The following is a 13501-nucleotide window of genomic DNA, read 5'->3' as shown; positions in this document are numbered from 1 at the left end:
GGCCCCCTCCTTCAGGTCAGAAGGAGGCCTCGGAGACCTTCACCACCGCACTGGCATCGCCTGCCGCTGCGGTCCTTGCCCACCCGTGCCGCAGGACCACCCCTCATCCGGGTCTGCGGCCGGGTTCGGCGTCCGGGTCCCTGACCTCCCGTCAGGGACCCGGACGCGGCTTGCGGATCAGTCCTCGCGCAGGGCGCGGACCGCCTTCTCGACGCGCTGGCCGTAGTCGGCGTCCGCCGCGTGGAAATGAGCGAGGTTCTTCTCGATCACATCGTCGCGGGCGACCTGCGAGAGGCCGCCGGCGATGTTCGCGACGAGACGGGACTTCTCCTCTTCGGACATCAGCCGGTACAGCTCGCCCGCCTGGAAGAAGTCGTCGTCCTTGACGTGGGCGGGGGCCGCGTGCGTGCCCGTGTAGCCCTGGACGGCCAGCGGGGCCGACAGCGCCGCGTCCGTCTGGGCGGGGCCCGCGTACGAGTTGGGCTCGTAGTTCTTGTCGTGGCGCGAGCCGTTGCGCAGCGCCATCGCGCCGTCGCGGCCGTAGTTGACCGCCTCCGTCGCCTTGGGGGCGTTCACCGGCAGCAGGGTGTGGTTCACGCCGAGGCGGTAGCGGTGGGCGTCGGCGTACGCGAACAGGCGGCCCTGGAGCATCTTGTCCGGCGAGGGGCCGATGCCCGGCACGAAGTTGTTCGGCGAGAACGCGGCCTGCTCGACCTCGGCGAAGACGTTCTCCGGGTTGCGGTCGAGGACCAGACGGCCCACGCGCTGCAGCGGGTAGTCCGCGTGCGGCCACACCTTGGTGAGGTCGAACGGGTTGAAGCGGTAGTCCGCGGCCTCGGCGGCCGGCATCACCTGGACGTACAGCGTCCACGAGGGGTTCACACCGCGCTCGATGGCCTGCAGCAGGTCCGTCTGGTGCGAGTTCGCGTCCTTGCCGACGAGCTCGGCGGCCTGGTCGGCGGAGAGGGAGCGCACGCCCTGGTTGGTCTTGAAGTGGTACTTGACGAAGAAGGCCTCGCCCGCGGCGTTCGTCCACTGGTAGGTGTGCGAGCCGTAGCCGTTCATATGGCGGTACGAGGCGGGGATGCCGCGGTCGCCCATCAGCCAGGTGATCTGGTGCGTCGCCTCGGGGGCGTGCGCCCAGAAGTCCCAGACGTTGTCCGGCTCCTGCCTGCCCGTGAAGGGGTCGCGCTTCTGGGAGTGGATGAAGTCGGGGAACTTGATCGGGTCCTTGATGAAGAACACCGGGGTGTTGTTGCCGACGAGGTCGTAGTTGCCGTCCTCGGTGTAGAACTTCAGCGCGAAGCCGCGCGGGTCGCGGACCGCGTCCGCGCCGCCGAGCGAGTCGGCGACGGTGGAGAAGCGGAGGAACGTCTCCGTGCGCTTTCCGACCTCGGAGAGGAAGTCCGCCCTGGTGAACCCGGTGACGTCGTCGGTCACCTCGAAGTAGCCGTACGCGCCGGAGCCACGGGCGTGCACCACGCGCTCCGGGATGCGCTCGCGGTTGAAGCGGGCGAGCTTCTCCAGCAGATGCTGGTCCTGGAGGAGGAGCGGGCCACCGACGCCGGCGGTGGCGGAGTTCTGGTTGTCGGCGACCGGGGCGCCTGACTCGGTCGTAAGCACACGCTGCGTCATGGTGGCGGGTTGACCTTCCGTACTGGGGCTGCTGGCGGTTCGAGGAGCGTAGGGACGCTCCGAAGCTCGCGTCAACAGTTTGTTGAATTCGAGGGTGGTGTTCCGGGCGACGCCGACGCCTGGGCGCGACAGGACAGGTGTCAGCGCCGACGCCGCCCGGAGATCAGGGGCCCGGCCGAGCCGGGACAGGGGCCCGGTCGAGCCGGGACAGGGGCCCGGTCGAGCCGGGACGGGGGTGGGACCGAGCCGGGACCGGGGTGGGGCCGTGCGGTCAGGCCTGCTGGCCGGAGAGGCGCTCGACGGCGCGCAGCAGGGCCGAGTGGTCCAGGCCGCCGTCGCCCTGGGCGCGCAGCGAGGCGACCAGCTGGGCGACCACGGCGCCGACGGGCAGCGCCGCGCCGACGTTGCGGGCGGCGTCGGTGACGATGCCCATGTCCTTGTGGTGCAGGTCGATGCGGAAGCCCGGCTTGAAGTCCCGGTTCAGGAAGTTGTCCTTCTTGCGGGTGAGCACGGTGGAGCCGGCGAGACCTCCGTTCAGGACGTCCAGGGCGGCCTGGAGGTCCACGCCGGACTTCTCCAGGAAGACCACGGCCTCGGCGCACGCCTGGATGTTGACCGCGACGATCAGCTGGTTGGCGGCCTTCACCGTCTGGCCGGAGCCGTGCGGGCCGCAGAGCACGATGGTCTTGCCGAGCGCCTCGAGGATCGGCAGTGCGGCGTCGAAGTCCGCCTGCTCTCCGCCGACCATGATGGACAGCACGGCCTCGATCGCGCCCGCCTCGCCGCCGGAGACCGGGGCGTCGACGACGCGAATGCCCTTCTCGGCGGCGTTCTTGGCGAGGTCGACCGACGTCTGCGGGGTGATCGAGGACATGTCGATCACGAGCGCGCCCTGCCTGGCGTTCTCCAGGATGCCGTCGGGGCCGTACGCGATGGCCTCGACCTGCGGGGACGCGGGCACCATCGTGACGATCACATCGGCGTCCGCGACGGCCTCGGCGATCGAGGCCGCGGCCTTTCCGCCGGCCGCGGCGAGCCGGTCCAGCTTGTCCTGCTCCAGCGTGAAGCCGGTGACCGAGTAGCCGGCCTTCAGCAGGTTCTCGGACATGGGGGAGCCCATGATGCCGAGGCCGATCCAGGCGACCTTGGGGAGACTGCTCATTGCGGGTACCTCTCTGCGGGTTGTACGAAGGTGAGGCGGCGGGGACTTGGGGCGCTGCCCCGCGCCGGCCGGTCAGCGCGCCGCGCGCGCCTCGGAGGGGAGCCAGTCGAAGGACTCCGCGCTCGGACGGTCGCCGGCCTTGTACTCCAGGCCGACCCAGCCGTCGTAACCGGCCTTCGACAGCTGCCCGAGGAGCTCCTCCAGCGGCAGCGAGCCGGTGCCCGGCGCGCCGCGGCCGGGGTTGTCGGCGATCTGGACGTGGCCGGTCCTGCCGGCGTACGCCTCGATGACCTGGCCGACGTCCTCGCCGTTCATCGACAGGTGGTAGACGTCCAGCAGGAACTTGGCGTTGCCGAGACCGGTCGCCGCGTTCACCTTGTCGACGACCTCGATCGCCGACGGGGCGCTCACCAGCGGGTAGTACGGCGACTCCGGCTTGTTGAGCGTCTCGATCAGGAGGATCGCGCCGATCCGGTCGGCCGCGCGGGCGGCCAGCACCAGGTTCTCCAGGGCGAGGGCGTCCTGGACCTGCGGCTCGGCGCCCTCGACGCGGTTGCCGTACAGGGCGTTGAGCGCCTTGCAGCCGACCGAGGCGGCGAAGTCCGCGGCCACCTCGATGTTGGCGCGGAAGCGGTCCGACTCCTCGCCGGGCACGGAGAGCGCGCCGCGGTCGGGGCCGGGCAGCCGCCCGGCGTAGAAGTTGAGTCCCACCAACTGCGTGCCCGCGTCGTCGAGCGCCTTCTTCAGGGCGTCGAGCTCGGTCTGCGAAGGGGTGGGGGTCTCGATCCAGGGCCACCACAGCTCGACCGCCGTGAAGCCCGCCGCGGCCGCGGCCGCGGGGCGCTCCAGGAGCGGGAGTTCCGTGAAGAGGATGGAGAGGTTCACATCGAAGCGCTGGTCGCTGTATCCCATGAGGGGTGCGCGCTCCTTCCGTATTGCGGAAGTCAATTTCTGCTTAACGGAAGATTGCAGTCGGAGCGCGCGGCTTGTCAAGGGGGCCGGGTCCGTTTCCGTCCGCCTCGCGTTAGGTTGAGCCCGTGCGATTGAGAGTGGAGTTCACGACCGAGCCCTTCGACCTGGACGAGGCGCCCGCCCACGCGGTGGTCGCCCGCGAGGTCATCCAGGCGGCCCAGCTGGACGCCGTCGACGTGGGCCCGTTCGGCAACACGGCGGAAGGCGGCTCGGACGAGGTGCTGGGCGCCGTCGAGGCGCTGCTGCGCCGCGCGCTGGAGGCCGGCGCGACCCGGGTCTCCCTGCAGGTCAATGTGATCGGGGAGGGCGAGAAGTGACCCAGCCCGGAGAGCACCCGCTGACCGCGGCCGTCAAGCCCCTGGTCGACGCCATGGGCGCGGAGATCATCCGCCCCGAGCAGGCGAGCCCCGACGACGTGGTGCTCTCCTGGGAGGGCGAGGGCATCATCGCCGTGCGCCTCCCGCAGCTCTCCGACTCGCTGGACCACATCCTGGCGGCCATGGAGCGCCGCCACGGCATGCCCCTGTCGGAGCTGGACCGCAAGACGAAGCAACAGGTCGTACGGACGCTGGAGGCGCGCGGCGCGTTCTCCGTACGGCACGGCGTGGAGACGGTCGCCGGCGCCCTGGGCGTCAGCCGTTTCACCGTCTACAACTATCTGAACAGGGAGAACGCGGCGAAGGACGCCTAGCGGAGCCGGGCCGCCCGCCCGTACGGCCGCCGTCGCTCCGTCGCTGCGATCACTCTCCGGGCGCGCTGCGTCACAAGCCGTCGTCCGCACGTTTGGACGGCGGCTTCTGCGTTTCCCGAGTTCCCCGAGTTTTCAACAAAGTGTTGACGTTGTGTTGCCGAGGGCGTTAGCTATCCGCAGCCCGTCCAACGCACAGCGAGTAACAGCCACGGAGGCTCCCGTGACTTCGAGTCCGCCACCGGGCCTCGCCCGGTTCAACACCTCTGACGACAGCGCGGCCCAGACCGCCCTGCACGAGGTGTGCGCCAGTTCGGCGTGGGGGAGCAAGCTGCTCGCCCAGCGCCCGTACGCCACCGTGGAAGCCCTCCTCGACGCCTCCGACGCCGCCATGGCGGAGCTGCGCGCCGAGGATCTGGCCGAGGCGATGGCAGGGCACCCGCCGATCGGCCGCCCGAAGCCGGGGGACCCGACCTCCTCCCGCGAGCAGCGGGGCATGGCCGGAGCCTCCGAGGAGCTCAAGGCCGAGATGCTCGAGATGAACCTGGCCTACCAGGAGCGGTTCGGACACGTCTTCCTCGTCTGCGCCACCGGCGCCACCGGCGAGCAGATGCGCGACGCGCTCAAGGCGCGCATCGGCAACACGCCCGACCAGGAGCGCGAGAACGTCCGCACCGAACTGGGCAAGATCAACCGCATCCGGCTGACCCGCCTCGTGGAGGAAGAGACCGCATGAGCACCGAGACCACGGCGTCCGTGTCCACCCACATCCTGGACACCAGCGTCGGCCGCCCCGCCGAGGGCGTCGCCGTCTCCCTGTCGGCGCGCGGCGGCCAGGGCGCCCCGTGGACCGCCCTGGGCGGCTCCGCCACCGACGCGGACGGGCGATGCAAGGACCTGCCGGCGCTGCCGGAGGGCACCACCCACGTACGCCTCGACTTCGAGACCGAGGCGTACTTCGACAAGAAGCAAGCCGAGGCGCAGCAGGACGCCCCCCGCGTAAGGGACAGCGGTGCGTTCTTCCCGGAGGTGGCGATCACGTTCGCCGTCGTGCCGGGCGAGCACTTCCACGTACCGCTGCTGCTCAACCCGTTCGGCTACTCCGTTTACCGAGGGAGCTAGCAGACAGATGACGGCCAATTCCCACCACTCCCGCCCTGTGATTCTCGGCCAGAACCAGTACGGCAAAGCAGAGAACCGCGTCGTCAAGATCACGCGGGACGGCGACACCCACCACATCAAGGACCTGAACGTCTCGGTCGCCCTCTCCGGCGACATGGACGACGTCCACTACTCCGGCTCCAACGCCAACTGCCTGCCGACCGACACCACCAAGAACACGGTGTACGCGTTCGCCAAGGAGTACGGCATCGAGTCCGCCGAGCAGTTCGGCATCCATCTGGCCCGGCACTTCGTGACCAGCCAGGAGCCGATCCACCGGGCGCGGATCCGGATCGAGGAGTACGCCTGGGAGCGCATCGCGTCCTCCGACGGCAACTCCAAGTTCATCGGCGCCGACGAGGTCAACCACTCCTTCGTCCGCAAGGGCCAGGAGACCCGCACCACGGAGATCACGTTCGACGGCTCGACGTGGCAGGTCATCTCCGGTCTGAAGGACCTGGTCGTGATGAACTCGACCAACTCCGAGTTCTGGGGCTACGTCAAGGACAAGTACACGACCCTCCAGGAGGCGTACGACCGCATCCTGGCCACCCAGGTCGCCGCCCAGTGGCGCTACAACTGGACCTCGGACGAGGACCGGATGCCCAACTGGGAGAAGTCCTACGCCCAGGCGAAGAAGCACATGCTCCACGCCTTCGCCGAGACGTACTCCCTCTCGCTGCAGCAGACCCTCTACCAAATGGGCTCGCGCATCATCAACAGCCGCAGCGAGATCGACGAGATCCGGTTCTCCCTTCCGAACAAGCATCACTTCCTGGTGGACCTCGAGCCGTTCGGCCTGAAGAACGACAACGAGGTCTACTTCGCGGCGGACCGCCCGTACGGCCTGATCGAGGCCACTATCCTGCGGGACGGCGTGGAACCGCGCATTCCGGTCGATATGACCAACCTGTAGTACCTCCGCCCAACCCCCGACGCGTGCGCCGGCGTCGAGTCCCAGGGGGAGAGCGGGGGCATCTGCGCAACAAAAGCACCGCGGACCCGGTCGTCACCCCGCTCGACCCCCGGGCCCGTTCCGTCAATGGGAAGAACGAGGAACCGCCATGGCGGCTTCGCGCATCGTCATCGAGAACTGCGCCATCGCGACCGTGGACGCGAACGACACCGAGTACGCCTCGGGCCATGTCGTCGTCGCGGACAGCCGGATCGAGTCGGTAGGGGCCGGCAAGGCCCCCGGCAGCCTGGAGAACGTGGTCCGCCGGATCGACGGCGCCGGCCATCTGGTCACTCCCGGACTGGTCAACACGCACCACCACTTCTACCAGTGGATCACTCGGGGCCTGGCCACCGACCACAACCTCTTCAACTGGCTGGTCGCGCTCTACCCGACCTGGGCGCGCATCGACGAGCCGATGGTCCGCGCCGCCGCGCAGGGCTCCCTCGCGATGATGGCCAAAGGCGGCGTCACCACCGCCATGGACCACCACTACGTCTACCCGCGGGGCGCCGGCGACCTGTCCGGCGCGGTCATCGGCGCGGCCAGCGAGATGGGCGTCCGCTTCACCCTCGCCCGCGGCTCCATGGACCGCGGCAAGTCGGCCGGCGGCCTGCCGCCGGACTTCGCCGTCGAGACCCTCGAGGGCGCGCTCGCCGCCACCGAGGCGACCATCGACAAGCACCACGACGCCTCCTTCGACGCGATGACGCAGGTCGCCGTCGCGCCGTGCTCCCCCTTCTCCGTCTCCACCGAGCTGATGCGCCAGGGCGCCGAGCTGGCCCGCCGCAAGGGCGTCCGGCTGCACACCCACGGCTCGGAGACCGTCGAGGAGGAGGAGTTCTGCAAGGAGCTCTTCGGGATGGGCCCGACCGACTACTTCGAGTCGACCGGCTGGCTCGGCTCGGACGTATGGATGGCCCACTGCGTCCATATGAACGACTCGGACATCGCCGCCTTCGCCCGCACCGGCACCGGCGTCGCCCACTGCCCGTCCTCCAACGCCCGCCTCGCCGCAGGCATCGCCCGTGTGCCGGACATGCTGAAGGCGGGCGTCCCCGTCGGCCTCGGCGTCGACGGCACCGCCTCCAACGAGTCCGGCGAGCTCCACACCGAGCTGCGCAACGCGCTCCTCATCAACCGCCTCGGCGCCCACCGCGAAGCCGCGCTCAACGCGCGCCAGGCCCTGCGCCTGGGCACCTACGGCGGCGCCCAGGTCCTCGGCCGCGCCGACCAGATCGGCTCCATCGAGGCCGGCAAGCTCGCCGACCTGGTGCTGTGGAAGCTCGACACGCTCGCCCACTCCTCCATCGCCGACCCGGTGGTCGCGCTCGTCTTCGGCGCGGCCGCCCCGGTCGCCCTCTCCCTCGTGGGCGGCAGAACCGTCGTCGAGGCGGACCGCCTCACCACGGTGGACGAGGACGCCATCGCCCGCTCGACGCGGGACGAGGCACAGCGCCTGGCGCGGATCGCGGCCCAGGACTGACCCAGACGTCCGGTCGAGGGGGACGGCCCTCGACCGGAGGCCGTGGACCCGAGCGGGGCTCACGGCAGCCGTGACCGGGGGGTGCGGCGCCGCACATCGGCGTCCGCACCCCCCGGGACGGTGACTCGTGTCTTCACACCCCAGAAGACCTGCGCCCGTTGCTGCCGCACCGCACTGCGGTTCGACCCCCCTGCACCACCTGCACCAACGCACCACACCGCACCACCTCCCTGACATCCGCGTCACCCCCGACGTGTAACCGACCGGAGGAACCGCCGTGGCAGCCACGCCCAGGTTTCAAGACGATGCAGCCGATCCGCCCGCACAACAGCCCTCGTCCGACGCGGATCTCCCCGCTGGGCGGACCCAGTCGACGGGCGAGAAGCAGCCGGCCCCCGAGAAGGCCCCCGAGACGCAGTCGGCGGCCACGGAGCAGCCGACTGCGGACAAGCACCCCGTAGACGAGAAGCTCCCGCCCGCCAAGATGTTCACCAGCGGCCTTCAGCACGTGGCCGCCATGTACGCGGGCGTGGTCGCCCCGCCCATGATCGTGGGGCCCGCCGTGGGCCTCAGCGCCAAGGACACCGCCTTCCTGATGGGGGCGAGCCTCTTCACGGCCGGCATAGCCACGCTCCTGCAGACCCTCGGCTTCTGGAAGGTCGGCGCCCGGCTCCCCTTCGTCAACGGAGTCTCCTTCGCCGGCGTGACCCCGATGATCGCCATCGGCAAGGACCGCGGGGCGGACGGCATCGCCGTCATCTTCGGCGCGATCATCGTCGCCAGCGTGCTGGGCTTCGTCCTCACTCCGTACTTCTCGAAGCTGGTCCGCTTCTTCCCGCCCGTCGTCACGGGCACCGTGATCACCCTGATCGGCGTCTCGCTGCTGCCCGTCGCCTTCAACTGGTCGCAGGGCGGCAATCCGACCGCGACCGACTACGGCTCGATGAAGAACATCGGCATGGCGGCGCTCACCCTGGTGATCGTGCTCGCCCTGCGCAAGTTCCTGCGCGGCTTCCTCCAGCAGATCGCCATCCTGCTCGGCCTCGTCGTCGGCACGGCCATCGCCGTCCCGATGGGCATGACGGGCCTGGACGCCATCAAGGACGCCGACGTCGTCGGCTTCCCGACGCCGTTCCACTTCGGCGCGCCGCAGTTCGAGATCGCCGCGATCGTCTCGATGTGCATCGTGATGCTGGTCTGCATGACCGAGTCCACCGCCGACATGCTCGCCCTGGGCAAGATCGTCGACCGGCCCGCGGACGAACGGACCATCGAGGGCGGACTGCGCGCCGACACCCTCGGCAGCGCCGTCAGCCCGCTCTTCAACGGCTTCATGTGCAGCGCCTTCGCCCAGAACATCGGCCTGGTCGCCATGACGAAGGTGCGCAGCCGCTTCGTCGTCGCCGCGGGCGGCGGCATCCTGATCCTGCTGGGGCTGTGTCCGGTCGCCGCCTCGGTGATCGCCCTCGTCCCGCTGCCGGTCCTCGGCGGCGCGGGGATCGTCCTCTTCGGCTCGGTCGCCGCCAGCGGCATCCAGACCCTGGCCACCGCGGCCCTGGAGAAGGGCGAGAACGCGCTGATCGTCGCGGCGGCCGTCGGCATCGGGCTGATACCGATCGCCGCGCCGGAGTTCTACCACGCCTTCCCCAAGGATCTGCTGGTCGTGCTCGACTCGGGCATCTCCACCGGGTGCATCGTGGCGATCGCCCTCAACCTCGCCTTCAACCACCTGGGGAGGACGGGGGCTTCGGACGCGTCCTCGGAGCAGGGCTCCCAGGAGGGAGCGCCAGCCGCCGGCACGGAGCCGGTCGCCGTGCACTGAGCCGTACGCAGGTCTCCCGGGCCCGCCGCCCGGTGGGGCCGGGGCCGCCCCGGTACCCCCACGCATGTGAGCGTATCGATCGCATCCGATCGATACGCTCACGCGCGTCTGCGGGCCGGGGCTCGACGGATCGGGTCAGGGGTACTCCGGGGTGCAGGGCAGGGCGCGCGGCATCGCGGCGTCCCCGCCGACCTGGCGCCTGATCGCGTACGACGACGAGGCCGCCTGTCTCGCGGACGTTCCGCTGACCGTGGTCGCCCCGCCCATGCGCACGGTCGGCGAGCTCGCCGCGTAGCCGCTGCTGCGACGGCTCGCCGAGCGGTCGGGTGGGCGACGGCCGCTGCCCGGCCGGCACGGGGAGCGGCTTCCGGAGCCTGGGGATCCGCGCCTCGTGCGGGGCGCCGGACGGGGAGGCGGCACGGGCCCTCGGGCATGCGGCGCAGGCGCCGGGCACGCGGCCGGTCCGGCGGAGCACCCAGGGGAGCGTCCCGTCCCGCAGGCTTCCCTGGCTTGGCGACCGCCTCCTCCTCGGCGTTCGATCGTTCTGATTGACCTGCTCGTTCGCGCTTGACGCCGGTTCCGGGCAGCCCGAAGGATGGCCGGAGCTGTCCTCGGTCGCCCGGACGAAAGAGCCGTAGATGAACGACTCGACTGTGCCCGACACCAGTTACGTCGAATCCCGCGCCCCGGGCAGCGGCCGCGCCGCACCCCGCGCGGCCTTCGAGTCCGACGCGCCCCGCGTCCTGCTGGACGGCGACTGGCGCTTCCGCGCGGCTCCCGGGCTGGCCGAGCTCACCGCCGGGTTCGAGGCCCCCGGCTACGACGACAGCGCCTGGGACGTCCTGCCCGTGCCCTCCTGCTGGCAGCTGCACGGCTTCGGCTCGCCCGGGTACACCAACATCGTCTACCCCTTCCCGATCGACCCGCCGCGCGTGCCGGACGAGAACCCGACGGGCGAGTACCGCCGGGAGTTCGAGCTGCCCGACCACTGGCCGGCCGGCCGCAGCGTGCTCCGCTTCGAAGGCGTCGACTCCTGCTTCGCCGTCTGGCTCAACGGCGAGCGCCTGGGCGACGGCAAGGGCAGCCGGCTGCCCACCGAGTTCGAGGTGACCCAGCTGGTCGTCCCCGGCCGCAACACCGTCGCCGTACGCGTCCACCAGTGGTCGGCCGGCAGCTACCTCGAGGACCAGGACATGTGGTGGCTGTCCGGCGTCTTCCGGTCCGTCGCCCTGCTCTCGCGCCCGCACGGCGGCCTCGACGACTTCTTCGTCCACGCCGACTACGACCACCGCGGCGGCGAGGGCATCCTCTCGGTCGACACGGACGCGCCCGCCCGGCTCAGCGTCCCCGAGCTGGGCATCCTCGACGCGGACCCCGCAGGCCCCCACACCGTCCCCGGCGTCGTCCCCTGGACCGCGGAGCAGCCGCGCCTCTACGACGCCGAGTTGACGGCGGGCGGCGAGCGGATCCGGGTGCGCATCGGCTTCCGCACGGTCGCCGTCGAGGACGGACTGCTCACGGTCAACGGCCGCCCCCTCCTGCTGCGCGGCGTCAACCGCCACGAATGGCACCCCGAGACCGGCCGCACCGTCGGTCGCGAGACGGCGCTGCACGACGTCCTGCTGATGAAGCGCCACAACATCAACGCCGTGCGCACCAGCCACTACCCGCCGAGCAGCGAATTCCTGTCCCTGTGCGACGAGTTCGGCCTCTGGGTCGTCGACGAGTGCGATCTGGAGACGCACGGCTTCGAGCGCGTCGGCTGGCGCGGCAACCCGAGCGACGACCCCCGGTGGCGCGAGGCGTTCCTCGACCGGATGAGCCGCACGGTCGAGCGGGACAAGAACCATCCCAGCGTCGTCATGTGGTCGCTCGGCAACGAGAGCGGCACGGGCGCGAACCTGGCCGCCATGGCCGAGGCGGCCCGCACCCGCGACCCCGGCCGCCCGCTGCACTACGAGGGCGACTGGGACAGCGGATACGTCGACGTCTATAGCCGTATGTACGCCGACCACGCCGAGACCGAGCTGATCGGCCGCGGCGAGGAGAAGGCCACCCGGGACCCGGCCCTGGACGCCCGTCGGCGGCGGCTTCCGTTCATCCTCTGCGAGTACGCGCACGCTATGGGCAACGGTCCCGGCGGACTGAGCGAGTACCAGCGGCTGTTCGAGAGGTACCCCAGACTCCAGGGCGGCTTCGTCTGGGAGTGGATCGACCACGGCATCGCCCAGCGGACCGCCGACGGACGGACGTACTACGCGTACGGAGGCGACTTCGGGGAGCCCGTGCACGACGGGAACTTCGTCGCCGACGGCCTGGTCTTCCCCGACCGCACACCCTCGCCCGGCCTCGTCGAGTACAAGAAGGTGATCGAGCCGCTGCGGATCGAGCCCGGCGAGGACGGGATCGCCGTCCGCAACGGTCACGACTTCCGCGACACGTCCCATCTGCGCTTCCGCTGGCGCGCCGAGGACCGCGACGGGCTGTTCATGGAAGGCGTGCTGGACGTGCCCGTCCTCGCGCCCGGCGAGAGCGCGACCGTGGCCGCCCCGGCGATCGGCGCCGGCAGTGGCGGTGGCAGTGGCAGTGGCAGCGGCGGCGGCGAGCGGGTGCTGAGAGTCGTCGCCGAGCTCGCCGAGGACGAGCCGTGGGCCGCCGCCGGGCACGAGGTCGCCTGGGGCGAGCGGGTGTTCGCGGCTGCCCCGCTCCCGTACGCCCCGGTTCCGTACGCCAGCGGGCCGCTCGTCGCCGCCGCCCGCGCGGGGAGTGTGATCACCCTCGGTCCGGGCGTCTTCGACGCGGCCACCGGGCTGCTGCGCGAGGTCGGCGGCCTAGAGGTGGAGGGACCCCGGCTCGACCTATGGCGGGCGCCGACGGACAACGACGTGCTGGGCCCGCGCCTCGCCGACCGCTGGCGGACCGCAGGGCTGCACCGGCTCACCCATAAGCTCCTCGGCTTGGACGCCGGCCCGGACGGGGTCCGGGCGACCACGCGCGTCGCCGCCGCCGGGACGGACGCCGCGATGACGGCGGTCTATAGCTGGCGGGCCGAGGCGGACCGCCTCTGGCTGGAGCTCACCGCCGAGCCGGAGGGACAGTGGACCGGTCCGCTGCCGAGGATCGGGGTGCGGCTGGTCTGTCCCGGCCGGCTCGACACTGTGGAGTGGTTCGGCCTGGGCCCCGGCGAGGCGTACCGCGACACGACGGCCGCCGCCAGGACCGGCCGCCACCGGCTGACCGTGGACGAGATGCAGACGCCCTACGTACGCCCCCAGGAGAACGGCAACCGCCGCGACGTCCGCCGCGCGCTGCTCAGCGGGCCCGGTGGCGGACTGCTGATCACCGGCGCCCCCCGCTTCGACCTCACGGTCCGCCGGTGGACCGCCGAGGACCTGGACGCGGCCCGCCACACCGCCGAACTCGTCCCGCGCGACCGGGTCTTCGTCACCCTCGACGCCGCCCACCACGGCATCGGCAGCGCCTCCTGCGGGCCGGGGACGCTGCCCCAGCACACCCTGGAAGCCGGGGCGAAGACCGTGCGGTTCGGCCTCAGCCGAGCCTGACGACGGTCCCCGTACGCGCGGGTCAGCCCAGCCGGTCGACCAGCGCGCGCTACTGGT

At 71.1% G+C, this 13501-nt stretch carries 12 protein-coding genes; 9 read left to right on the top strand and 3 right to left on the bottom strand.

The genetic code is table 11. From position 1 onward, the window contains the following. Positions 1-177 precede the first annotated feature (177 nt). From AB0M39_RS06395 to AB0M39_RS06385, 3 genes are all read right to left on the bottom strand, one after another. Entirely contained in the window at positions 178-1635 is a 1458-nt protein-coding gene (locus tag AB0M39_RS06395; RefSeq protein WP_365360759.1) for a catalase, read from the bottom strand. A 271-nt stretch (positions 1636-1906) separates the two neighbouring features. After that, positions 1907-2797, bottom strand: a complete 891-nt coding sequence (locus AB0M39_RS06390) for a 2-hydroxy-3-oxopropionate reductase (RefSeq protein ID WP_365360757.1) — start codon at positions 2795-2797, stop codon at positions 1907-1909. A 72-nt stretch (positions 2798-2869) separates the two neighbouring features. Next, positions 2870-3709: a TIM barrel protein gene (locus AB0M39_RS06385; protein ID WP_365360755.1), complete on the bottom strand. Its 840-nt coding sequence runs from the start codon at positions 3707-3709 to the stop codon at positions 2870-2872. A 125-nt stretch (positions 3710-3834) separates the two neighbouring features. On the opposite strand from AB0M39_RS06385, the gene AB0M39_RS06380 reads away from it, so the two are divergent. The 9 genes from AB0M39_RS06380 (at position 3835) to AB0M39_RS06340 (ending at position 13444) form a co-directional block, all read left to right on the top strand. After that, positions 3835-4086: a thiamine-binding protein gene (locus AB0M39_RS06380; protein ID WP_365360753.1), complete on the top strand. Its 252-nt coding sequence runs from the start codon at positions 3835-3837 to the stop codon at positions 4084-4086. After that, complete coding sequence (locus AB0M39_RS06375; RefSeq protein ID WP_365360751.1) at positions 4083-4460, top strand: helix-turn-helix domain-containing protein; 378 nt, start codon at positions 4083-4085, stop codon at positions 4458-4460. The genes AB0M39_RS06380 and AB0M39_RS06375 overlap by 4 nt, the downstream gene beginning before the upstream one ends. 220 nt (positions 4461-4680) lie before the next feature. Beyond that, positions 4681-5193 carry a 2-oxo-4-hydroxy-4-carboxy-5-ureidoimidazoline decarboxylase gene (uraD, locus tag AB0M39_RS06370; RefSeq protein WP_365360748.1) on the top strand — a complete coding sequence of 171 codons (513 nt, stop codon included), beginning with the start codon at positions 4681-4683 and terminating at the stop codon, positions 5191-5193. Continuing rightward, positions 5190-5579: a hydroxyisourate hydrolase gene (gene uraH / locus AB0M39_RS06365; protein WP_365360746.1), complete on the top strand. Its 390-nt coding sequence runs from the start codon at positions 5190-5192 to the stop codon at positions 5577-5579. Before uraD ends, uraH begins: the two co-directional genes overlap by 4 nt. 7 nt (positions 5580-5586) lie before the next feature. Continuing rightward, complete coding sequence (gene pucL, locus AB0M39_RS06360) at positions 5587-6534, top strand: factor-independent urate hydroxylase (protein WP_365360744.1); 948 nt, start codon at positions 5587-5589, stop codon at positions 6532-6534. A gap of 148 nt (positions 6535-6682) precedes the next feature. Beyond that, a complete protein-coding gene (locus AB0M39_RS06355; RefSeq protein ID WP_365360742.1) occupies positions 6683-8059 on the top strand; it encodes an 8-oxoguanine deaminase in 1377 nt (458 codons plus the stop codon). Positions 8060-8336: 277 nt separating this feature from the next. After that, positions 8337-9881, top strand: a complete 1545-nt coding sequence (locus tag AB0M39_RS06350) for a nucleobase:cation symporter-2 family protein (RefSeq protein ID WP_365360740.1) — start codon at positions 8337-8339, stop codon at positions 9879-9881. 151 nt (positions 9882-10032) lie between these two features. Further along, positions 10033-10176, top strand: coding sequence for a hypothetical protein (locus AB0M39_RS06345; protein ID WP_365360738.1), 144 nt, complete (start codon positions 10033-10035; stop codon positions 10174-10176). Between the two features lie 343 nt (positions 10177-10519). After that, positions 10520-13444 (top strand): glycoside hydrolase family 2 TIM barrel-domain containing protein, encoded by a 2925-nt coding sequence (locus AB0M39_RS06340; RefSeq protein WP_365360736.1) that lies wholly within the window; start codon positions 10520-10522, stop codon positions 13442-13444. Positions 13445-13501: the final 57 nt, after the last annotated feature.

It is taken from the genome of Streptomyces sp. NPDC051907 (genome assembly GCF_040681075.1).
GTDB lineage: Bacteria > Actinomycetota > Actinomycetes > Streptomycetales > Streptomycetaceae > Streptomyces.
Note: the sequence above shows the minus strand (reverse complement) of the source record. Positions and strands in the feature narration are given on the sequence as shown.

Bases quoted from the DNA above. Each gene is read 5' to 3' on its own strand.
- AB0M39_RS06385 (WP_365360755.1), bottom strand. From the start codon at position 3,709: ATGGGATACAGCGACCAGCGCTTCGATGTGAACCTCTCCATCCTCTTC.
- AB0M39_RS06390 (WP_365360757.1), bottom strand. From the start codon at position 2,797: ATGAGCAGTCTCCCCAAGGTCGCCTGGATCGGCCTCGGCATCATGGGC.
- pucL (WP_365360744.1), top strand. From the start codon at position 5,587: ATGACGGCCAATTCCCACCACTCCCGCCCTGTGATTCTCGGCCAGAAC.
- AB0M39_RS06355 (WP_365360742.1), top strand. From the start codon at position 6,683: ATGGCGGCTTCGCGCATCGTCATCGAGAACTGCGCCATCGCGACCGTG.
- uraH (WP_365360746.1), top strand. From the start codon at position 5,190: ATGAGCACCGAGACCACGGCGTCCGTGTCCACCCACATCCTGGACACC.
- AB0M39_RS06340 (WP_365360736.1), top strand. From the start codon at position 10,520: ATGAACGACTCGACTGTGCCCGACACCAGTTACGTCGAATCCCGCGCC.
- AB0M39_RS06395 (WP_365360759.1), bottom strand. From the start codon at position 1,635: ATGACGCAGCGTGTGCTTACGACCGAGTCAGGCGCCCCGGTCGCCGAC.